We start from the raw sequence: 19183 nt of genomic DNA, 5'->3' as shown, positions 1-19183 counted from the left end.
AGCGCCAATGGTACTATGTCTCAAGACCTGGGAGAGTAGGTCGCCGCCAGGCCTGCAAAACACAAAGCAAACCAACCTCGACACACACAACCCAAACACCACACAAAGCCCGGCCCACAAAGCCGGGCTTTCGCGCGTCTAAGACATGCCGCCAGATCCCCTCTGATCGGATCATGCTCCGCAGCAGCCGCAAAACATCAAGCAAACACGTCGTTGAGAATCGCGACCGCCTTCGCATCCCGCGTCCACCCGCCATTAAATCCCTCGCGCCGGGACGCCAGGCAACGGCGCCGCAGGCATTCGACATCGGCGCCCGGCGGCAATGAATCGAGCGCCATGACGTTCGCGGCTCGCGCCGCGAACAACAGTAGATTTCGCGCCAGCGCCATGGCAGACGCCGGAGCGTTCGCGTGATCCGGGTAGGCGTCAACGCCAAGACCAGCTGCAAGTCTCTCGGCGTCCCATGCGAGCGCAATCAGACGTTGTCCCGCCTGGGCAAATGTTCCCAGCTCAGAAATCGATGCGGCGGTTCCCGCCGCCATGGCGATGATGCGCGTCGAGCCGTCCGGGCGGCCGGCTTCGGCCTCCTTGACCGCGAGCAGCGCCCCAAGCCGGCGCACCGCGCGGCCATTGCCGCAATCTTGCAGCGTCAATCCATCGGGCGCCAAAGGCGCGATGGCGTCGAGGCAGGCTTCGATCGCGCCGTCGTCCAAATCCGCGATGGCGGTGAAGATCAGCGGCGGCGCCGCGCGCAATCGGAGCATGGCGATTCCGCTCGCCATTTTTTTGAGCGCCGCCGCGCTTTCGCCTGCGGCGGCGAAACACAGCGCGTCGGCGCCGCTTCGAAACGCGTCGTCCACCGCGCTGTCGTCCGCGGCCGCAACGAACAGCAGCGACCGGATGCGGGCCGGCGTCAGACCGATTGCTCCATCTTCGAATGCGTCTTCATGTCTTTCATGAAGATGTAGCAGATCAGCGAGATGAAAATCAGCCCGGTCGCATACCAGAAGAAGCCAGTTTCGAAACCGGCGTTCTTGAACGCAAGGGCGACCGAATCAATCGAGCCGCCGAAAATTGCGACGGTCAGCGCATAGGGGATGCCGACCCCCATGGCGCGGATCGCGGTCGGGAACAACTCGGCTTTGACGATCGCCGCTATGGATGTGTAGCCGCTGACGATTGCCCAGGCGACGCATATGAGCAGAAAGGCGACGAGCGGACTTTTTGTATGCTGCAAAGTCGTCAGCAGCGGCACGGTTCCGAGCGTCCCGAGCACGCCGAAGGCGATCAGCATCGGCCGTCTGCCCACCTTGTCCGAGATCGCGCCATAGAGCGGCTGCAGGATAAGCGCGAAGATGAGCGTGCCCGCCGTCACCAATGTCGTTTCCGAATCATTCAGGCCGACGGACAGCTTTAGAAACTTCTGCATATAGGTGGTGTAGGTGTAGAAAGCCGATGTGCCGCCGACTGTGATGCCGACGACGAGGGCCACGGCCTTCCAATTGCGCAGGAGAAGCCGCCACGGGTTTTCGAGTTTGATCGCGGGCTTCGCCGCTTCGAACAGCTCCGTTTCGGGCATGTCTCGGCGGATGATGAAGGCGAAGATCGACAACAGCGCGCCGATGATGAACGGGATGCGCCATCCCCACGCTTTGAGCTCCTCCGGCGTCAGAAAGACTTTCTGCAAGATGAGCAGAACGAGGATCGCCAGAAGCTGGCCGCCGATCAGCGTCACATACCAGATCCCCGAATAAAAACCGCGCCGATCCGGATGGGCGACCTCGCTGAGATAGGTGGCGCCCGATCCATATTCGCCGCCCTGGCTGAGGCTCTGCAAGAGCCGCGCGATGGCGAGCATGATCGGCGCCGCGACGCCGATGGCGGCATAGGTTGGCGTCGCCGCGATCAGCAGCGAGCCAAAACACATCAACAACACGGCGGCGGTCAGCGCGTTGCGCCGGCCATGGCGGTCGGCGAAATAGCCAAACAATGCGCTGCCGAGCGGGCGCACGAAAAACGCCGCCGCGAACAGCGAAGCTGCCGCCAGCTGTTGCGCGACAGGGTCGGTCTGGGGAAAGAAGGCGCCGGCGAAATAAAGCGAAAACGCCGAATAGGCGTAGATGTCATACCATTCGATCAGATTGCCGAGCGAACCCGTGAGCACGGCCTTCGATCGATTGAAGACGTCGCCCGCGTCAAATCCATCGGAGGCGGGCAGGATGACCGCAGCGGCGGCGGCCCTTGGACGGATTTCCTCGCTCATCGCGCGCTTTCCTTAAGAGGCGCTCTGCTTTTCCTCCATCAAGCCCGCGAGCCGCGCATATTGCAACAGCAGAATGGTTTTGGAATCGACGATCTCTCCGCTCAGAATCATCGCGAGGGCCGTCTCCAGCGGCAATTCGAGAACCTCGATATCCTCGCCTTCATGCGCCAATCCGCCGCCGTCGCCGACGCGGTCTGTTGAGGCATATTCCGCGGCGAAATAGGTGAGCTTCTCGCAAAAGCCGCCCGGACTGGAATAGCCCTCGAACAGACGGCGCGCGTTGCGCACCCGAAAACCCGTCTCCTCCTCGGCTTCGGCGACGATGCGCGTTTGCGGATCGGCCCCTTCGAGCCTGCCTGCGCAGACCTCGATCAGACTTTCGCGGCCCTCCTTGATGTAGGCCGGGATGCGGAACTGGCGCACGAGGACGACCGTGCCGCGCGCCGGATCGTAGAGCAGGATCGCGGCGCCGTCGCCGGTGTCATAGAGTTCGCGCTCCAGTCTCTGCACGGTCCCGTCGCGGCGCCGATAGTCGAGCGTCAGGCGCTCCAGCGCGCCATAGCCCTTCGAGATGATCTTGCGCGCGACGATGCGAAGGCGTTCTTTCATCTAGCCCGATCCGAATTTGATGCGTCAATATCCGAATTGTTCGCGCAAAATCCGCTCGTTCAGCGAATGACCGGGATCGTGCAGCAGGATGAGGTCGGTCTCGTGATCCATGGCGACGGAGACCTGGTGGACATGGCGCAGCTCGAAATGATCGGCGACGGCGGAGACGGGCCGTTTCTCGGCTTCGAGAATGTCGATCGTGACCCTGGCGCGATCCGGCAGAAGCGCGCCGCGCCAGCCGCGCGGGCGGAACGCCGAAAGCGGCGTCAGCGCCAGCATCGGCGCATCGAGCGGCAGGATCGGGCCATGCGCCGAGAGATTATAGGCGGTCGATCCGACAGGCGTCGCGACGAGGACGCCGTCGCCCGCGAGCTGGTCGAGACGCTCCTGGCCGTCGATCGATATGCGCATCTTGGCGGCCTGATAGGACTGGCGCAGCAGCGACACCTCATTGATCGCGCGCGCGCGCGAGGACGCGCCGTCGCGGTCGATCACCTCCATCAGCAGCGGATGGACAAATGAGGCTTCGGCGACGGCGAGGCGTTCCGGCAGATTGAAGACCGAGAAATCATTCATGAGAAAGCCGACCGATCCCCGGTTCATGCCATAGATCGGCTTGCCCGTGCCCATGAAGCGGTGCAGCGTCTGCAGCATGAACCCGTCGCCGCCGAGCGCGACGATCACGTCGGCCTCCTCGGCCGCGACGCTTTCGTAACGCGCGGCCAGCGCCTCGCGCGCCGCCGTTCCCTCCACGGTTGGCGTGCAGAGGAAGGCGATTCTGTCGAGATGACGTTCAGCCTTTACGACAGCGGTCATCTTGTGCTCCGGAAACGAGCCTTGACATAGCCGCAAGCGCGCCGCGGCGCAAAGCGCGGCCCTGATGGTTGGGGGCAAGGGACGCCGATCTCGGGGGAGGCTTCTATCGGATCGGCTCCGCTCGGTCTCCCGCCAGAAGCAGCTGGGGGATCTGGGAAAAGGTCCATCCGGCGCCGGCGCGCTCGAACACCCAGACGACATCATAGCGCTCATAGGGCCAATGTTGCGGCGCGATTGTGTCGGCGCCCAGGATCTCATTGGCGATGAGATGCATGCCGTCGTGCTTCCAGGCGATGAGGGCCGGGCCGGCGCCGGCGCGGACGCATTCGACGAGGGCGTCTTCCTGGCCGTGATAGAAATCGCGGTTGAGCGGCGCGCCAAGCCATTCCGCCATGGGCAGCAATGTCATCTGCGGCCGGAGGCTGGGGTCGCGCGCATCGGCCTTGCAGGCGTAGAGCGCCTGAGGCCGGGCCAACGCGGCGCCGGCGGAATGACCCTCGCTCGGCGCGAATAATCGCACGAGCGCCCCGGCTCGCTGCCAGCCTCGCACGGTCAGCGATTCATTATCCTTGCGGCCCTCGATCGAGACGCCGCGGAATTTCTTGTCGGCGCTCGGCCGCTCGGCGTGGCGGATCAGCATGATTTTTTCACAAGGCATGGCGATCTCCAGAGCATGTCGCCGAAAAGGGGAAACCGGTCTTCGGATGACGTCATGCTCTAACTTATTGCTGAGAGACGGATTTGGATTTCAGACGAAATCGCACGGCGATTCCGTCTTAAATCATCCGGCTCCGGGCTTGAAGCATTGCAGAACGGGTGCGGAGCATAGAGGGTTGCGAGAATTGGCGCAGGCTGATGCTGCATAAGGGAGGCTTCATGAAAAAAGAGCGCGCGGGGCCGGATTGGCGGCGCATCCACCACTCGCCGTTGTTCTGGATCGGCGCCGTGCTGTTTCTCGCGGCGGCGGCGATCTATGTGGCGTCCGACGATCTCGCCTGGCGGCCGCGGGCCGATCGTCAGGTCGGCGGCCCCTGAATCGCAGGCCAGGCCTAGGCGCCGTCGAACGGAAAAATGACCCTCCAGTCGCGCCGCATGTCGGCGATGATCCAGCCGTTGCTGGAGGCGCCTTCCAACGCGCGTTCGAGATGGCCGACCGGCGAACCCTTGTCATAGGCATATTCGCGCGCGGCGTCGGTGTGGCGCACGATCAGCCCGAGGCGCCGGCCGGACGCGCCTGTCGTATACTCAAGCATTTCGAGATCGCCGTCGGAATTGCCGAAAGCGGCTATGGGGCGGCGGCCGATATGGGATTCGATGCCGACCGGCTTGCCCGGACCTTCATCCACGAAATCGACGTCTGCGAAACGATAGAGGTCGGCGCGGCCGTCGCGCGATTCGAATCGGGTTATGATGCCTGAGCCGATCACCTCCTCAGGCGGCGCGTCATAGGTTTGTTCGGCGAAGGCCCGCACGAATTCGGCGCCGCCGCCAGTCACGATGAAAGTCTTGAAGCCGTTGGCCCGAAAGTAGGCCATGACCTCGCGCATCGGCTGGTAGACCAGTTCGGTATAGCGGCGCTCGAAGCGAGGATGGACCGCAGCGGCGAGCCACTCTGCCGCAAGGCGATCGAATTGGTCGGGCGTTGTTCCGGCATACAGCGCCCCGACGAGAATCTGCAAATTGCGCGCGCCCTCCTTCAGGAGGGTCTCGAAGTCGGCCTCGATCGCCGCCTTGAACGGTTGTCGATCGCGCCATTCCGGATGCAGGGGCAGGACTTTGCGCAATTCTTCCAACGCGAAATCCATCTGCGCATACATCGGCTGTTCGACCCACAGCGTGCCGTCATTGTCGAACACGGCGATGCGCCGGTCCCTCGGCTCGAAATGGGGCGAGTCTTCGCGTGTGACATCCGCAACGAAATCGATGATCGCCTGCTTTGTCGCGCCCTCATTCCAGGAGGGCAGCGGATCTTGGGCGGAGTCTGAGTGGTCGTCTCCTGCGGAGGCGCTGGCGGTCATGAGCATATTGGCGCTTGATCCACGCTGGCGGGTCGTCCGATGCCGCGACATGCCGGCCGGCGCATCATGCTGCGGCGGCGCCTGCCGGGCAAGACGGCGCGCCGTTGACAGGGCTGCTGCGCGGTCATACGCTCAAGCTGCTCTTGATGCGAAGAAGGCGGTGAAATCCCGCCGCGGTCGCGCCACTGTCAGCGCGCGTCAGCCAAACGGCGAAAGCGCGCGAGCCAGACCTTCCCTCAGGAGATCGGCCAACGCAATGGGACGCGAAATCCCGAGGAGCCTCGCCATGAGTCAAATTACCACTGCCGCCCCCGCAACCCGGCCCGTTCCGATCCCGATTCGGGAGATCCTGCCCTGGCTCGTGTTTGGCGGCCTTCTCAGCCTGCTTCTGATCTATTTTGTCGGCGCCGAGGAAGGCGCGACTTCGCTCATCCCCGGCCATTTCATCCATGAATTCGTTCATGACGGCCGGCATCTGATGGGCTTTCCCTGCCATTAGGCCCTAGCCGGCTCCAGACCCCAAAATCGGGCGGATTTGCATGGCGCCGCGGGGCGCCAGCTCACTCCATTTGGCTGCATGACGCTTCAGGAGGCGCTGATGGTTGGACAAATTTTATGGCGCGGAATGCTTGCGGGCATCGTCGCGGGATTCCTCTCTGCCGGCTTCGCCTTTGTCGCGGGCGAACCCTCCGTTGATCGCGCGATCGCTTTTGAAGGCGCCGTGGCGCAAGCCGCCGGCGAACCGGAAGAGCCCGAGATCGTCAGCCGCGCCGTCCAGCGCAGCATCGGCCTCGTCACCGCCTCGGTCGTCTTTGGCGCCGGGCTCGGCGGGCTGTTCGCGCTGGCTTTCGCGCTCGCCAACGGCCGCGTCGGCGCGCTCGATCCGCGCGCCGTGGCGGCCCTGCTGGCGCTCGCCGGCTTTCTGTCGATCGCCCTCATTCCCGGATTGAAATATCCGCCCAATCCGCCGGCGATCGGACAGCCGGAGACGATCGGCGCCCGCACCGCGCTCTATTTCACGATGGTCTTTTCCTCGGTGCTGGCGATGATCGTCGCCTCAATGCTGAGGGCGCCGCTGGCGCGGCGCTTCGGCGCATGGCCGGGCGGGCTGATCTGCGCCGGGCTGGCTCTTGCCGCTGTCGCCGTCATGGCTTTCGCGCTGCCGGCGGTCAATGAGGTCCCGGATAATTTCCCCGCCGATCTTTTGTGGCGGTTTAGGCTCGCTTCGTTTGGCGCGCAGCTGACTCTTTGGACGGTTCTGGCGCTGGTGTTCGGCGCCTTGGCCGCCCCGCTTGCGGAGCTGGATTTCAGCCGTGCGCGGCGCGATCTCAAAACGGCGCCATCGCTCGGGCGATAGAGCGGCGGCAAGCAAATTTTTGATGGCGCGGCAGGCGGCGCACGCGTGCGCCGCGATTCTGTCGCGCCGCTTGCGGCGCAATTTGCGATCGAAACCTCTGCAATCGCATCGGCGTTCATGCTTAAAGTTGGCGGGAACGATGTGATTCGAAGGGGAAGGGATGGGCGCCGCATCAATCGATTCCGTAGGCGACCATTTCTTCATCGGGCTGCGGCCGACTCCGGTCCTCGACGATCGCGACCGCGCCCTGCTGCAAGATCTGCGGCCCGCCGGCGTCGTTTTGTTCAAGAGCAATTTCCGCCACGATCTGCCCTATGAGGGATGGCTCGCCAGCCATCTGAGGCTGATTGAGGAGATTCGCGCGGCCGCGGCGCGGCCGAACCTGCTGATCTCCATCGATCACGAGGGCGGCCGGGTGTGCCGCACGCCGGAGCCGATGACGCGCTATGCCTATGCGGCGCGCTGGGCGGGGCGCGCCGCCGGCGTCGGCCGGGCGATGGGACGCGAGCTCGCAAGCCTCGGCGTCAACCTCAATTTTGCGCCCGTTCTCGATATCCACACCAATCCCGCCAATCCGGTGATTGGCGAGCGGGCGTTCGGCTCAACGCCCGACGAAGTCATTGCAGCGGCGCTCCCCTTCATGCGCGCGATGCAGAAGCAGGGCGTGCTCGCCTGCGGCAAGCATTTCCCCGGACATGGCGACACGCATGTCGATTCGCATCTCGGCCTGCCCTCGCAGCCGGCAAGTCTCGACGAATTGCGCCAACGCGAATTGCGGCCCTTCGCGGCGGCGATCGGCGGCGGCCTTCGCATGCTGATGAGCTCGCACATCTCCTTTCCGCTCATCGATCCCGACGCTCCCGTCACTCTGTCGCGCCGATTTCTGACCGAGATCCTGCGCCAGGAGCTTGGCTTCAAAGGGGTCGTCGTATCCGACGATATCGGCATGGCGGCGATGAAGGGGTTTTTCGAGGATCCGGCCGCGGCCGCCAAGCTGATCGCCGCGGGGTCCGACATGCTGATGGTCTGCGCCGCTTTCACGCGCGCCGACCGCGCCCGCGATTTCGCCCGCGCCATCGTCACGGCGCGCGACGAGGGGCGGCTCGATCCGGTCGTGCTGGCGCGGTCGAAGGCGCGCATCGCCGCTTTGCTCGCCAAGGCGCCGCTGCATCAGGTCCAGCTTCTGCCCGATTCATCCTTCGCGACGCATCGCGCCGCGGGCGCCTTGTTTTCGGCCGCGACTGTTGAAGTCATGTGAGGCGGCGCGCCGCTCATTTCGGTTGTTTAGGAGCGAGGTTTAAGGCAGGCTACGCGTAAGAGGAGAAAAAATGCCTCGCGTGCTGCCGGGAGAGATCGACACGCTGCTTGCCCTGCGGGCGAACGGCAAACTGCTTGTGGGGCGCGAACGCGTCACCCTGCTCGAAGCGGTGATCGCCTACGGCAGCATCACCAAGGCCGCCGAAATCGCCGGCTTCAGCTACAAAACCGCTTGGGATGCGGTCAACGCCATCAATAATCTTCTGCCGCGGCAGGCCTTTATCACCCATACGGGCGGCCCGAAAGGCGGCGGCGTCGAGGTGACGCCGGAAGGGCGGCGGCTGCTTTCGACATTCCGGCGGCTTGAGGCGAAACTCGGCCAGATCTCCTCGGCGATTGCGACGGAGGGTCTCGAAACGGACGACTTCTCTTTTCTGACGCTGACGATGAAGCTCAGCGCCCGCAATGCGCTGCACTGCTCGATTATCGAAATCAGGCCCGCGCCGGTCAATGTCGAGGTCATCCTTCAGGTGTCGCCGGGAGTTGTGATCTCGGCGATCGTCACCAACGCCAGCGTCGGCGAACTCAGCCTCGTTCCGGATAAATCGGTGCTCGCCCTCGTCAATGCGAGCTCGGTGATGCTGGCGCCCGCCGCCCAGGCGCTGCGCGTCTCGGCGCGCAACAAGATCCTTGGCCGCGTGCTCGACCGTTTCGAGGGCGGTTCAGAAGCGGAAGTTGCTATGGACATCGGCCGCGGCAAGACCATGACTTCGATCATGACGACCGAGAGCGCCGACGCCGCCGGCGTCGTCAAGGGCGCCGAGGTCTGCGCCATCTTCCTCAGCTCCAATGTGATTTTGGCGAGCGATTAGGGGCCGACTCCACAGGCGCAAGCAGCGCCTTGACTTTGTACATTCAGTCTATAGAAACACTGTACAAAGCAATGGAGCACTGCCATGTCCCGGGCCAATCCCCTTCGCCTCGCCGCTATCGGCGTCCTGGTCGCCCTCGCGGCGCCCGCCGCTCATTTCCTTGGCGGTTCTTCCTTCGTGCAGCCGGCGCAGGCCGCGCAGGAACTTCTGAACGTCTCCTATGATCCGACCCGCGAGCTTTACAGGGCGATCAACGAAGCCTTCGCCGCCGATTGGAAGGCGAAGACCGGCGAGGCGATCGAAGTGCGCTCGTCCCATGCCGGCTCCGGCGCGCAGGCGCGCGCGGTGATCGACGGCCTGCCCGCCGATGTGGTCACACTGGCGCTCGCCGCCGATATTGACGCCATCGCCGCCAAGAGCGGCAAGCTGCCCGCCGATTGGCAAAAGCGCCTGCCGCATAATTCCACGCCCTACACCTCGACGATCGTGCTCTTGGTCCGGAAGGGCAATCCGAAACAGATCAAGGATTGGGACGATCTGGTGAAGCCGGGCATCTCGGTCATTACGCCCAACCCGAAGACGTCGGGCGGCGCGCGCTGGAATTTCCTCGCCGCGTGGGGCTACGCGAATAAGAAATTCGGCGGCGACGAAGCCAAGGTCCGCGATTTCATCCGCGCGCTCTACAAAAATACGCCGGTGCTCGATACCGGCGCGCGCGGCTCGACGATCAGCTTCGCCCAGCGCGGCCAGGGCGACGTGCTGATCTCGTGGGAGAATGACGCCTTCCTCGCCTCGGAAGAATTCGGCAAGGACCAGTTCGACATCATCGTCCCCTCGATTTCGATCCTGGCGGAGCCTCCGGTCGCCCTGGTCGACGGCAATGTGGACGCCAAGAAGACCCGCAAGGTCGCCGAGGCCTATCTCGACTTCCTCTATACGCCGAAGGCGCAGGCGCTGATCGCCAAGAACTATTATCATCCCGTGTCGCCCGAGGCGGCCGATCCCAAGGATCTGGCGCGCCTCGCCAAAATTCCGCTGGTCACGATCGACGGTGATTTTGGCGGCTGGAAGGCGGCTCAGGCGCGCTTCTTCGCCGACGGCGGCGTGTTTGATCAGATCTACGCCGGGCAATAAGCCTCGCTCCAACAACAAAGCTCGGCCGCCGCTTGCTTGAAAAAGCTTCGGCGTTTCCGATACAAGAGGCCCGCGGCGCGCCCGGCAAGAGGGTTTCGCGCCGCGGCCCCGCGCCCCGTTGGCGCCAGCTCTGACGGAGCGCTCTGCTGATGACCAATCCGCGTAAGCCCGACCATCCGGTCGCCGCCATTTTCAAAGACCGTTGGTCGCCGCGCGCCCTGACCGGCGAGCCGATCCCGGAAGCCGATCTGCGCACCATCTTCGAAGCGGCGCGCTGGGCGCCTTCGGCGTCAAATACGCAGCCGTGGCGATTTTTCTATGCGCTGCGCGATACGCCGGAGTTCGCCACGTTCCTCGGCCTGCTGGCGGGCTCCAATCAGCTTTGGGCCAAGAACGCCTCCGCGCTTCTGATCATCGCCTCGAAGAAGACCTTCGTTCCGCCGGGCAAGACCGAGCCGGTCGAATCGCGCAGCCATTCCTTCGACGCCGGGACGGCCTGGGGCTTCTTCGCCCTGCAGGCGCATAAGCTCGGCTATGTGACGCACGCCATGGGCGGCTTCGACGCCCCCCGCTCCGCAGTCGAACTCAACATGCCGGAGGATTTCAGGCCGGAGGCGGCGATCGCCATCGGCAAGCTGGCCGACAAATCGACTCTGCCGGAGAATTTGCAGGCGCGGGAAACGCCGAGCAGCCGCAACCCTCAGGCTGAATTCGTGTTCGCAGGCGCTTTTCCGCGCAGCTGATGCCTCAGATCGTAAAGTCCGACCCCGCTCCCGCGTCCCGATAGAGATTGAGCTCGTCGGCGCGGCGGCAGATGTCCTCGATCGTGATATTGTCGAGCTCCGCCAAAAACGCCGCCCCGGCCTTCTCGACCATTGGCGCGATCACCTTGGCGACCAGCTTGGAATCCGCCGGCTCGCCCGGACCGGCGGCGTCGCTAAGCACCGCGCGCAGCACCGCCCCGGCGGTGATCTTTCGCCTTTCGCGGGCGAGTTCATAGCCGCCGCGCGGGCCGCGCAACCCTTTCAATATATTGGCGCGCACCAAGGCCTGCAGCAGCGTCTCGAGATGGCGCGGCGGCAGCTCGAGACGCGCGGCAAGCGCTTTCGCCGCGACGGGGAGCGGGCGCGAATGGATCGCGATGTCGGCGACGGCCGCAAGGGCGAGCAGCGCGCGGTGAGACAGCACGATCATCGCCGCGTCTCCCCGATCGCGGCCGCCCCGGTCGAGCCGAATCCGCCGGCGCCGCGCGCGGTCGCCTCCAGCCCGTCGGTCTCGACCAGCACGGCGCGCGTCACCGGCGCGATGATGAGCTGCGCGATGCGCTCGCCGCGCGCGATCTCGAACGGCTCCGCGCCGAAATTGATCAGCAGGACCCCGACCTCTCCGCGGTAGTCGGAATCGATCGTGCCCGGCGCGTTCAGCACGGTGACGCCGGCTTTCAGGGCAAGGCCCGAGCGCGGCCGCAGCTGACCCTCATGCGAGGGGGGAATTTGCAGGACAAGGCCGGTCGGCACGAGGCGGCGCTCGCCGGGCTCCAGCGTCAGTTTCGATCCCGGCGCAATGGCGGCGAGAAGATCGAGGCCGGCCGCGCCCGCGCTCTGATAGGCGGGCAGCGGCAGGTCCGCTCCATGCGGCAGGCGCTTTATGCCGATCGTCAGCGGTTCGCTCATGGGGGCGTCCTGGCCAGACGTTCGGCGATCACGCCGATGAGGCGGGCGGCAAGCTCACGCTTGTCGAGACTGGGCCAGGCCTCGACGCCCTCGCTCGAGATCAACGTGACCTCGTTGCGCGCCCCGCCAAACACTTTCGAGCCTTCGCCGACATGATTGGCGACGATAAGATCGCACCCCTTGGCGAGGCGTTTTGTCTGCGCATAATCGACCAATCGGTTGGTTTCGGCGGCAAATCCGATGACGAGCGCGGGCCGGTCGCGCTCGCGCCGCCCGACGCCGGCGAGGATGTCGGGATTTTCAACGAGCGCTAGCGTCGCGGCGGCGCCGGGGCCCTTCTTCAGCTTGCGCGCAGCGGGCTCGGCGACGCGCCAATCGGCAACCGCGGCGGCGGCGATAAAAATATCGGCGGGCAGGCTGGCTTCGACCGCCGCCTGCATTTCGCGCGCAGTCTCGACATGGACTGTGGTGACGCCCGGCGGATCCGGCAGGGCGACAGGCCCGGAGACGAGCGTCACTTCGGCGCCCGCCTCGCGCGCGGCGGCGGCGATCGCATGGCCCTGCTTGCCGGAGGAGCGATTGGCGATGAAGCGCACCGGGTCGATCGGCTCATGGGTCGGCCCCGAGGTTATGACGACGCGCCGCCCCGCCAGCACGCGGGCTTTCGCGGCGGCGGGAGCGCGAAAATCGCGCGGCAGGGCGATCGTCGTCTCCCCGGCCAGCGCCTCCTCGATGGCGGCGGCGATGTCGAGCGGCTCGCTCATGCGGCCGGGGCCGTATTCGCCGCAGGCCATTTCGCCGTCCTCCGGCCCGACGAAGCGCACGCCGTCGCTGCGCAACGCCGCGACATTGCGCGCGGTGGCGCTTGCGAGCCACATGCGCAGATTCATCGCCGGCGCCACGAGAATCTTTTTGTCGGTGGCGAGCAAAAGCGTCGAGGCGAGATCGTCGGCAAGACCTTGCGCCATCTTGGCGAGTAGGCCGGCCGTGGCCGGGGCGACGACAATGAGATCGGCGTCGCGCGAGAGCTCGATATGTCCCATCGTCGCCTCGTCGGTCAGCGAGAAGAGATCGGTGAACACCTGATCGCCGGTGAGGCTTGCGACGGAGAGCGGGGTGATGAATTGCTGCGCGGCGGCGGTCATCACGGCGCGCGTTTTGATGTTCCGCTCGCGCAGGCGGCGGATCAAATCGAGCGCCTTATAGGCCGCAATACCCCCGCCGATGATGAGAAGGATGCGTTTTTCCGACACTCCGCTCATGCGGCCGAATTTCCCCCGGGGCAGGCGCTGCGCCTTTATATTGGCTCCAACCGGAAATTGCACCGACCGGGGCTGTTTTTTCTATTACTAACGGACGAGAAGAATTCCGCAAAGGGCCAGAATTCTTCACGCAAGCCTCGCGCGGAAAAGGCGCAGCTAGCGCAAGAGCAGCAGCAGGGCGGCTCCGGCGATGATCCAGAGGGCGATATGGCCGAGCCGCGCGCTGCGCGCCGCCGCCTCGCCGAATCGCTCGATCGCCTGATCTGAAAAAGCCAGCCCTTCTTCGGCGGCGTCCTCGAGGCGGAGCAGGATATTTTCCGCGCGAATCAGCGTCGCCGGCAGAGCGGCGGCGAATTTGCCGAGCGCCTGCGCCGCCCGTCCCGCGTCCTGAAGCTTTCCGGCGGGTCCGAGATTTTGTTCGATCCAGCTACGCACCACGGGCTCGGCCGTCGCCCACATGTTGAGCTTGGGGTCGAGCGTGCGTCCGACGCCCTCGACCACCACCATTGTCTTTTGCAGCAGCACCAGCTCCGTGCGCGTCTTCATGTCGAAGAGGCCGGTGATCTCGAACAGAAGCGTCAGAAGCTTCGCCATCGAAATCTGGTCGGCGGTGCGCGCATGGATCGGCTCGCCGATAGCGCGGATCGCCTGCGCGAAATCCTCGACCCGGTGCGTGCGCGGCACATAGCCCGCCTCGAAATGGACTTCGGCGACGCGGCGATAGTCCCGCTCGATGAAGCCGTAGAGGATTTCGGCGAGAAACCGGCGCTCCTTGAAGTCGAGCCGACCCATGATGCCGAAATCGACCGCGATCAGTCGCTGCTCCGAATCCACGAACAGATTGCCCGGATGCATGTCGGCATGGAAAAAGCCGTCGCGCATCGCATGGCGCAGGAACGACTGGATGACGATGCGCCCCAGCCGTTGCAGATCGTCGCCGCGTGCGGCGAGGGCGGCGATGTCCGACAGGGGAAGTCCGTCGACCCATTCGAGCGTCAGCACCTCTTTTGCCGTCAAATCCCAATCCACCTTCGGCACGCGAAAATCATCGTCGTTTGCGACATTTTCGGCGAATTCCGAGGCGGCTGCGGCCTCAAGCCGGAAATCCATCTCCATCTTGACGGAGCGGGCCAGGGTGTCGATCACTTCGACCGGCTTCAGCCGGCGCGCGTCGGGGACAAAACGTTCGGCGAGGCGGGCGGCGACATACATGTCGCCGAGATCGCGGCGAAAGCGCCGCTCGACGCCGGGCCGCAGCACTTTGACGGCGACGTCGCGCTCGCCGTCGCCGGTTTTGATCCGTCCCCGATGCACCTGCGCGATGGAGGCGGCGGCGACCGGCTCGCTGAGGAAAACGAACGTCTCGGCCAGGGGGCGCCCGAACGCCCGCTCGATGGTCGCGATCGCCACATCGCGCGGAAACGGGGCCATGCGGTCCTGCAGCGCTTCCAGCGAGCGCACGACGTCGGCGCCGACGACGTCGGGGCGGGTCGCCAAAAACTGCCCGAGCTTGACGTAGGACGGCCCCAGCGCGGTAATCGCGGCGGGCAGATTATTGAGGCCCGAGCGCCCGCCGCGCCGCGCCGCGGGACGAGCGAGGAGCTTGGCGAAGGCCAGCGGCAGACGGGCGGGGGGCGGCGCGATCGCCGGATCGACGTCGCTGAACACGCCGGCGCGAGCCAGCACGAATCCGGCCCGCGCCAGCCGGAACAGGGAGCCGAAGGATGTCAGCATCGGCGCCCTGCCGCTGCGCGAACCTGCCTCAAAGCTTCCAACCGCTGTGAATGGCGACGGCGCCCCCCGTCAGCCGCGTAAAATCGGCGCGGTCGAAACCGGCCCGCGCGATCATCTGGCGAAACGCCTCGGCTTCAGGAAAGCGCTCGATCGACTCGACAAGGTAGCGATAAGACTCTTCGTCTCCCGTCACGAGCTTGCCAAGGCGGGGAATCGCGGCGAAGGAATAGGCCTTGTAGAGCCTGTCGAACAGCGGCAGATCGACATGGGAAAATTCGAGGCAGAGGAAGCGGCCGCCGCGCTTCAGCACGCGACGCGCCTCGCTGAGCGCGCGTTCGATGCGCGGCACATTGCGAATGCCGAAGGCGATCGTATAGGCGTCGAAGCTATTGTCCTCGAAGGGCAGATCTTCGGCGTTGGCCTGCACGAATTCGAGCCGCGCTTCAAACCGGCGCTTGGCGGCGCGGGCGCGGCCGACTTCGAGCATGTCGGCGTTGATGTCGAGGACGACAATCTCCGTCGCCCGCGTTCCGGCCTCAGCGATGCGGAAGGCGATATCGCCAGTGCCGCCGGCGACGTCGAGGCAGCGATAAGGCGCGCCGCGCGACGGCCTCACCTTTGACGCGAAAATATCCTTCCAAAGCCGATGCAGGCCGGCCGACATCAGATCGTTCATGAGGTCGTAGCGCGAGGCGACCTTGTGAAAGACATCGTCGACGCGCGCCTGCTTGTCCTTCAGATCGATGCGGGAAAAACCGAAATGCGTCTGTTCGGACATGGGTTTCTTCGGGTGCGGCGGGCGCCGGGCGGGGCGGGTTTGGATTCGCCGACCATAGCCGCTCGCGGCGGCGCTGGCTATGCGGCGCGAAACCGGTGCTTCTGTTGCGCCGCGCCGGAACGTCGGCAGACGTCAGGCCGCCCCAGAGTCAGCGCGGCGCATCGACTATGCTGTAAGTATAGACGACCTTGATGTCGCCGGCCTTGTCGAGGCGCGGGGAGACCCAGGAGACCTTGCCGAGATCGACGCTGAGGGTTTTTTCGTCAATCCAACGCAAAGCGGGATCGTCATCGCCGACCGGCGAATAATCGATCAGGGTTTTCGGCCACAGCGCCCAGATGGCATGCGATCGCAGGACGACCGAATAATCCTCGGTAGAAGCGAGGATTTTGCACGCTTTAAGTCGTCCTTGCGCCGTGTCGCCCCGACGATTTGCGACAGGCGCGCTCGTGTCAATTAAATCGCATGAGTTGATCACTATGCCAGCCAGCCGGGCGGCGACAACGCCGGCGTTCAGCGCCACCGCGAGCACAAAAAAGACGCCCAGCCATTTCAGTCCGTGGAGGGCTGCGAAGGCTAAGGGTGGTCTTTTTCTCCATAATCGATACGTCATATAAGCAAAAAATGGGAAGCAGATTGCAAAACCCAAAGGAGCCACAAGAAGGCCGATCACTTCCATGCTCCGAAATGAGCGTCATTCCAGCCACGAGAAGTCCAATATTTTCGCTCGAACCGGTCCTTTTCATAGTTTGACGAGTAATAATAGGAGAAGTTCTCTGAAATATTTATTGTCTCCTCTCGTGAAAACCCTGCTCCCGCCATGTAAACGCCAACTGCATAATTGCTGGCATGTTTGTAGGCAACGTAATAAGTTCGGCGCTCGCCGTCCCTCTGGAAATCGAACTTGCCGTAGTGACCTATGGCGTCATTGATTTCCAGAATATTTTTAGATCGTTTTCCCGCTGTATAAACTTCATTAAAGTTAGCGTGTGGGGGCGCCATCAATTTTCCTGTAGGCGAATCATAATCGATGACTGGTCTGCCATCGGGCAATATCACTGCAATTGCCTCTTTGGGGACATCTTTGGGATAGTGATCGAAGCTGCTTGCCGACCGCCCATCGACCACCGGCGCCTCGCCGCCTGTTGCCGCGCTCCCCGCCCCATCTCCTGACGTCCATTGCCCGCTGGCGCGGCTGTTTCCGGCCGGCACACGCGGTTGAGCGTCGCTGTATTTCCTTGCCTCGGGCTGGAGGGTCAGCCCGAGCTCCCGCGTTAGCTCGCCTGTGCTCATGCCGGCATCAAGCAGAGCGGCCGCAAGCGCGACCCGCTCGCGATCGTCCTCGTCGAGTTTGCGCAGGCCGATCTGCGTGAGATGAATGGCGGCAAGCGCCCTGTCGCCAGAACCCCAATGTTTTGACGCGCGACCGATCGCGTTCCACGCAGAGTCCGCCACACGCGCCCTTTGCGCGATGGCAAGCAGCGTCACAATGCGCTCTTCGTCGAGGCAAAGCTCTTCGCCCTGCCTTTTCGCGAGCAGGACGCCGGCCAGCGTCAGCCCTTCGTGTGTAATCTGCAAAGAGGAAGAAGGCGCGCCTTCGCTCGGTCTCATGAATCGGCCTCCAGATCAGGAGCCGCATCCTATAGCCGACCTCCGCGAAGGGCCTATAGCGACCGGCGCTCCAAAGGCCGCCATGCGCAAGACGGGCGCGGCGTAAGATCACGCAACTTCGTCATCCCGCGCGCAACGCCTCCCCCCGCACCGCCGCCTCCGCTTCGCTCGCGCGCAACAGCAGGAAATCGCCCGGCGCTAGCGTCAGCGGCAGCGCAAAATCGCCGATCGACATGCGGTGCAGCTCCAGCACATGATTGCCTGTGGCGGCAAACATGCGGCGGATCTGGTGATAGCGGCCTTCCGTGACGCTCACCTCGGCCTCAGTCGGGGACAACACGCGCAAAACCGCCGGAAGCAGCGGCTTGGCTTCGTCGTCCAGCATCATTTCGCCCGAAGCAAAGATCTCCGCCTCATCGCCGCGCAGAGGCCGCGCAAGTTTCGCGCAGTAGCGTTTGGCGATGTTGTGTTTGGGGGAAATCAGCCGGTGCAGCAGCGCGCCATCGTCGGTGATGAGCAACAGGCCAGAGGTGTCCTTGTCGAGCCGGCCGACGGTCGAGAGCGCCGGCTCGCGCAGACGGAACCGCGGCGGGAGCAGATCAAAGACGAGCGGCCCCGCCTCCTTGCGCGAACAGGTGACGCCGCGGGGCTTGTTGAGCGCGATGACCATGCCCGGCGGCGGATCGAGCGCTTCGCCGTTGATGCTGAGGCGGGCGCAAAATTCAGGCGTCGCCGCCACGCGCAGCGCAGGATCGCGCAGCGCCGCGCCATCGAGTTTTATGCGCCCTGCATGGGCCATCGCCTGCATCTGCGTGCGCGTGCCATAGCCGAGATTGGCGAGCAGCCGGTCGAGCCGCAACATGGGGATTTTGTCGGCGGGCGCGGTCATTTTATGGCTTCGAAGACTTTATAGCCGGACGCCTCGATTTTTGGCGCGAACTCGCGGAACAAAGGTTTCAAAGCGCCCTCATAGGGCAAATGGCGGTTGGCGACGAGCCACAGCGCGCCGCCCTTGCGCAACATTGAAGCCGCCTGCCGGATAAAGGCCTGTCCCAGCGCGCGATCTTCCTCGCCGGCGTCATGGAAGGGCGGATTGGTCACGATAAAATCGAGATTCTTCAGGCCGCTTTCCCGCGCGTCGGCCCAGATGATTGTTGCGCGCGGATCCTCGACATTGCGCCGCGCCGCGGCAATGGCGCGGCGGTCGATGTCGATCAAATGAAGCGTCGTAACTTTCGGCGAAGCGAGCATGCGCCGGGCGAGAAAGCCGACGCCGCAGCCAAGATCGGCGCCTTCGCCCTTCAGCGCGGGCAGGGAATCGGCGAGAAGCTGGCTGCCGGGATCGATGCGATTCCAGCTGAAGACGCCGGGCTCCGACCAAATCCCCGTCTCAGGGCAAAACCTCGGCGCGCCCTCTTCGATGGCCTGCTCCAGCCCCTCGGGTTTGGCGGGACGCTCAGCGCGGCAAATGCGGTGATGGCGCTTCGAGCTCTCCTCGACCGCGCAGCCAAACCCCTCAAGCTCCGTCTTGAGGCGTGCGCCGCCCTTGTCCTTTGGCGCCAACGCGACCAGCGCCGCGCCCGGCGCCAGCGCCCGCAGCGCGAGCGCCAGCGCGCGGCGGCGCTCCAGCGCCCCCGGCGGCGCGAGCATGGTCATGGCGGCGAGCGAGGCTTCAGCTTGGTCTTCGAGCGCCGCGGCGCCGGGGACCAGCGGCGAGAATTGGATCGCGCCCGCGCCCGCCCCGGCAAGCTCCGCGGGCGGCGCGCCAAATACGCCTTCCCTGTTTTCCACTGTCATGG

The 19183-nt window shown here is 64.5% G+C and carries 22 protein-coding genes, 1 rRNA gene and 1 riboswitch (1 of these 24 only partly in view); of the genes, 8 read left to right on the top strand and 15 right to left on the bottom strand.

Annotated elements, in window-relative coordinates:
* Positions 1-52 (top strand): 5S ribosomal RNA (gene rrf, locus MSIL_RS11525) (it extends 63 nt beyond the left edge of the window).
* A gap of 145 nt (positions 53-197) precedes the next feature.
* Here the strand turns inward: rrf and MSIL_RS11520 are convergent.
* The 5 genes from MSIL_RS11520 to MSIL_RS11500 all read right to left on the bottom strand — a co-directional run bounded on the left by MSIL_RS11520 (position 198) and on the right by MSIL_RS11500 (position 4346).
* Entirely contained in the window at positions 198-890 is a 693-nt protein-coding gene (locus tag MSIL_RS11520) for an aldolase/citrate lyase family protein (protein ID WP_280110217.1), read from the bottom strand.
* A 23-nt stretch (positions 891-913) separates the two neighbouring features.
* On the bottom strand, positions 914-2263 hold the full coding sequence (locus MSIL_RS11515; RefSeq protein ID WP_012591259.1) for an MFS transporter: 1350 nt from the start codon (positions 2261-2263) through the stop codon (positions 914-916).
* A gap of 12 nt (positions 2264-2275) precedes the next feature.
* A complete protein-coding gene (locus MSIL_RS11510) occupies positions 2276-2872 on the bottom strand; it encodes an NUDIX hydrolase (protein ID WP_012591258.1) in 597 nt (198 codons plus the stop codon).
* Between the two features lie 24 nt (positions 2873-2896).
* Complete coding sequence (locus MSIL_RS11505) at positions 2897-3688, bottom strand: NAD kinase (protein ID WP_012591257.1); 792 nt, start codon at positions 3686-3688, stop codon at positions 2897-2899.
* A gap of 103 nt (positions 3689-3791) precedes the next feature.
* Positions 3792-4346 carry a hypothetical protein gene (locus MSIL_RS11500; protein ID WP_012591256.1) on the bottom strand — a complete coding sequence of 185 codons (555 nt, stop codon included), beginning with the start codon at positions 4344-4346 and terminating at the stop codon, positions 3792-3794.
* 218 nt (positions 4347-4564) lie between these two features.
* On the opposite strand from MSIL_RS11500, the gene MSIL_RS11495 reads away from it, so the two are divergent.
* On the top strand, positions 4565-4723 hold the full coding sequence (locus MSIL_RS11495; RefSeq protein ID WP_012591255.1) for a hypothetical protein: 159 nt from the start codon (positions 4565-4567) through the stop codon (positions 4721-4723).
* A 14-nt stretch (positions 4724-4737) separates the two neighbouring features.
* On the opposite strand, the gene MSIL_RS11490 is transcribed toward MSIL_RS11495, so the two are convergent.
* Complete coding sequence (locus tag MSIL_RS11490; RefSeq protein ID WP_244406117.1) at positions 4738-5712, bottom strand: HAD family hydrolase; 975 nt, start codon at positions 5710-5712, stop codon at positions 4738-4740.
* Between the two features lie 98 nt (positions 5713-5810).
* Positions 5811-5974: riboswitch (cobalamin riboswitch) on the top strand.
* A gap of 18 nt (positions 5975-5992) precedes the next feature.
* On the opposite strand from MSIL_RS11490, the gene MSIL_RS11485 reads away from it, so the two are divergent.
* The 6 genes from MSIL_RS11485 to MSIL_RS11460 all read left to right on the top strand — a co-directional run bounded on the left by MSIL_RS11485 (position 5993) and on the right by MSIL_RS11460 (position 11069).
* Positions 5993-6205: a CbtB domain-containing protein gene (locus MSIL_RS11485; RefSeq protein WP_012591253.1), complete on the top strand. Its 213-nt coding sequence runs from the start codon at positions 5993-5995 to the stop codon at positions 6203-6205.
* Between the two features lie 99 nt (positions 6206-6304).
* On the top strand, positions 6305-7063 hold the full coding sequence (locus MSIL_RS11480; RefSeq protein WP_012591252.1) for a CbtA family protein: 759 nt from the start codon (positions 6305-6307) through the stop codon (positions 7061-7063).
* A 160-nt stretch (positions 7064-7223) separates the two neighbouring features.
* Positions 7224-8321, top strand: a complete 1098-nt coding sequence (gene nagZ / locus MSIL_RS11475) for a beta-N-acetylhexosaminidase (protein WP_012591251.1) — start codon at positions 7224-7226, stop codon at positions 8319-8321.
* Positions 8322-8391: 70 nt separating this feature from the next.
* Positions 8392-9192, top strand: a complete 801-nt coding sequence (locus tag MSIL_RS11470; protein ID WP_012591250.1) for a TOBE domain-containing protein — start codon at positions 8392-8394, stop codon at positions 9190-9192.
* Positions 9193-9276: 84 nt separating this feature from the next.
* Positions 9277-10326 (top strand): sulfate ABC transporter substrate-binding protein, encoded by a 1050-nt coding sequence (locus tag MSIL_RS11465; protein WP_012591249.1) that lies wholly within the window; start codon positions 9277-9279, stop codon positions 10324-10326.
* Positions 10327-10475: 149 nt separating this feature from the next.
* Positions 10476-11069, top strand: coding sequence for a nitroreductase family protein (locus MSIL_RS11460; protein ID WP_012591248.1), 594 nt, complete (start codon positions 10476-10478; stop codon positions 11067-11069).
* A 4-nt stretch (positions 11070-11073) separates the two neighbouring features.
* Here the strand turns inward: MSIL_RS11460 and MSIL_RS11455 are convergent, their stop codons facing one another.
* From MSIL_RS11455 to MSIL_RS11415, 9 genes are all read right to left on the bottom strand, one after another.
* On the bottom strand, positions 11074-11520 hold the full coding sequence (locus MSIL_RS11455) for an RrF2 family transcriptional regulator (RefSeq protein WP_012591247.1): 447 nt from the start codon (positions 11518-11520) through the stop codon (positions 11074-11076).
* On the bottom strand, positions 11517-11999 hold the full coding sequence (dut, locus tag MSIL_RS11450) for a dUTP diphosphatase (protein WP_012591246.1): 483 nt from the start codon (positions 11997-11999) through the stop codon (positions 11517-11519). Before dut ends, MSIL_RS11455 begins: the two co-directional genes overlap by 4 nt.
* Positions 11996-13261: a bifunctional phosphopantothenoylcysteine decarboxylase/phosphopantothenate--cysteine ligase CoaBC gene (gene coaBC / locus MSIL_RS11445; protein ID WP_012591245.1), complete on the bottom strand. Its 1266-nt coding sequence runs from the start codon at positions 13259-13261 to the stop codon at positions 11996-11998. Before coaBC ends, dut begins: the two co-directional genes overlap by 4 nt.
* 156 nt (positions 13262-13417) lie before the next feature.
* Positions 13418-14995 (bottom strand): 2-polyprenylphenol 6-hydroxylase, encoded by a 1578-nt coding sequence (gene ubiB / locus MSIL_RS11440; protein WP_012591244.1) that lies wholly within the window; start codon positions 14993-14995, stop codon positions 13418-13420.
* Between the two features lie 28 nt (positions 14996-15023).
* Positions 15024-15773 carry a bifunctional demethylmenaquinone methyltransferase/2-methoxy-6-polyprenyl-1,4-benzoquinol methylase UbiE gene (gene ubiE / locus MSIL_RS11435; RefSeq protein ID WP_012591243.1) on the bottom strand — a complete coding sequence of 250 codons (750 nt, stop codon included), beginning with the start codon at positions 15771-15773 and terminating at the stop codon, positions 15024-15026.
* Between the two features lie 148 nt (positions 15774-15921).
* Positions 15922-16446, bottom strand: a complete 525-nt coding sequence (locus MSIL_RS11430) for a hypothetical protein (RefSeq protein WP_012591242.1) — start codon at positions 16444-16446, stop codon at positions 15922-15924.
* Complete coding sequence (locus tag MSIL_RS11425) at positions 16443-17384, bottom strand: hypothetical protein (RefSeq protein ID WP_012591241.1); 942 nt, start codon at positions 17382-17384, stop codon at positions 16443-16445. The genes MSIL_RS11430 and MSIL_RS11425 overlap by 4 nt, the downstream gene beginning before the upstream one ends.
* A gap of 121 nt (positions 17385-17505) precedes the next feature.
* On the bottom strand, positions 17506-18273 hold the full coding sequence (locus MSIL_RS11420) for a pseudouridine synthase (RefSeq protein WP_012591240.1): 768 nt from the start codon (positions 18271-18273) through the stop codon (positions 17506-17508).
* A complete protein-coding gene (locus MSIL_RS11415; RefSeq protein WP_012591239.1) occupies positions 18270-19181 on the bottom strand; it encodes a class I SAM-dependent methyltransferase in 912 nt (303 codons plus the stop codon). Before MSIL_RS11415 ends, MSIL_RS11420 begins: the two co-directional genes overlap by 4 nt.
* Between the last annotated feature and the right edge of the window lie 2 nt (positions 19182-19183).

Source organism: Methylocella silvestris BL2 (assembly GCF_000021745.1).
Lineage (GTDB): Bacteria > Pseudomonadota > Alphaproteobacteria > Rhizobiales > Beijerinckiaceae > Methylocapsa > Methylocapsa silvestris.
This window is presented reverse-complemented; position numbering and strand designations above follow the sequence as displayed.

What these genes read in the sequence shown, in the direction of transcription:
- MSIL_RS11515 (WP_012591259.1), bottom strand. Translation starts at nt 2,263, where the DNA reads ATGAGCGAGGAAATCCGTCCAAGGGCCGCCGCCGCTGCGGTCATCCTG.
- MSIL_RS11510 (WP_012591258.1), bottom strand. Translation starts at nt 2,872, where the DNA reads ATGAAAGAACGCCTTCGCATCGTCGCGCGCAAGATCATCTCGAAGGGC.
- MSIL_RS11505 (WP_012591257.1), bottom strand. Translation starts at nt 3,688, where the DNA reads ATGACCGCTGTCGTAAAGGCTGAACGTCATCTCGACAGAATCGCCTTC.
- MSIL_RS11500 (WP_012591256.1), bottom strand. Translation starts at nt 4,346, where the DNA reads ATGCCTTGTGAAAAAATCATGCTGATCCGCCACGCCGAGCGGCCGAGC.
- MSIL_RS11495 (WP_012591255.1), top strand. Translation starts at nt 4,565, where the DNA reads ATGAAAAAAGAGCGCGCGGGGCCGGATTGGCGGCGCATCCACCACTCG.
- MSIL_RS11490 (WP_244406117.1), bottom strand. Translation starts at nt 5,712, where the DNA reads ATGCTCATGACCGCCAGCGCCTCCGCAGGAGACGACCACTCAGACTCC.
- MSIL_RS11485 (WP_012591253.1), top strand. Translation starts at nt 5,993, where the DNA reads ATGAGTCAAATTACCACTGCCGCCCCCGCAACCCGGCCCGTTCCGATC.
- MSIL_RS11480 (WP_012591252.1), top strand. Translation starts at nt 6,305, where the DNA reads ATGGTTGGACAAATTTTATGGCGCGGAATGCTTGCGGGCATCGTCGCG.
- nagZ (WP_012591251.1), top strand. Translation starts at nt 7,224, where the DNA reads ATGGGCGCCGCATCAATCGATTCCGTAGGCGACCATTTCTTCATCGGG.
- MSIL_RS11470 (WP_012591250.1), top strand. Translation starts at nt 8,392, where the DNA reads ATGCCTCGCGTGCTGCCGGGAGAGATCGACACGCTGCTTGCCCTGCGG.
- MSIL_RS11465 (WP_012591249.1), top strand. Translation starts at nt 9,277, where the DNA reads ATGTCCCGGGCCAATCCCCTTCGCCTCGCCGCTATCGGCGTCCTGGTC.
- MSIL_RS11460 (WP_012591248.1), top strand. Translation starts at nt 10,476, where the DNA reads ATGACCAATCCGCGTAAGCCCGACCATCCGGTCGCCGCCATTTTCAAA.
- MSIL_RS11455 (WP_012591247.1), bottom strand. Translation starts at nt 11,520, where the DNA reads ATGATCGTGCTGTCTCACCGCGCGCTGCTCGCCCTTGCGGCCGTCGCC.
- dut (WP_012591246.1), bottom strand. Translation starts at nt 11,999, where the DNA reads ATGAGCGAACCGCTGACGATCGGCATAAAGCGCCTGCCGCATGGAGCG.
- coaBC (WP_012591245.1), bottom strand. Translation starts at nt 13,261, where the DNA reads ATGAGCGGAGTGTCGGAAAAACGCATCCTTCTCATCATCGGCGGGGGT.
- ubiB (WP_012591244.1), bottom strand. Translation starts at nt 14,995, where the DNA reads ATGCTGACATCCTTCGGCTCCCTGTTCCGGCTGGCGCGGGCCGGATTC.
- ubiE (WP_012591243.1), bottom strand. Translation starts at nt 15,773, where the DNA reads ATGTCCGAACAGACGCATTTCGGTTTTTCCCGCATCGATCTGAAGGAC.
- MSIL_RS11425 (WP_012591241.1), bottom strand. Translation starts at nt 17,384, where the DNA reads ATGAGACCGAGCGAAGGCGCGCCTTCTTCCTCTTTGCAGATTACACAC.
- MSIL_RS11420 (WP_012591240.1), bottom strand. Translation starts at nt 18,273, where the DNA reads ATGACCGCGCCCGCCGACAAAATCCCCATGTTGCGGCTCGACCGGCTG.
- MSIL_RS11415 (WP_012591239.1), bottom strand. Translation starts at nt 19,181, where the DNA reads ATGACAGTGGAAAACAGGGAAGGCGTATTTGGCGCGCCGCCCGCGGAG.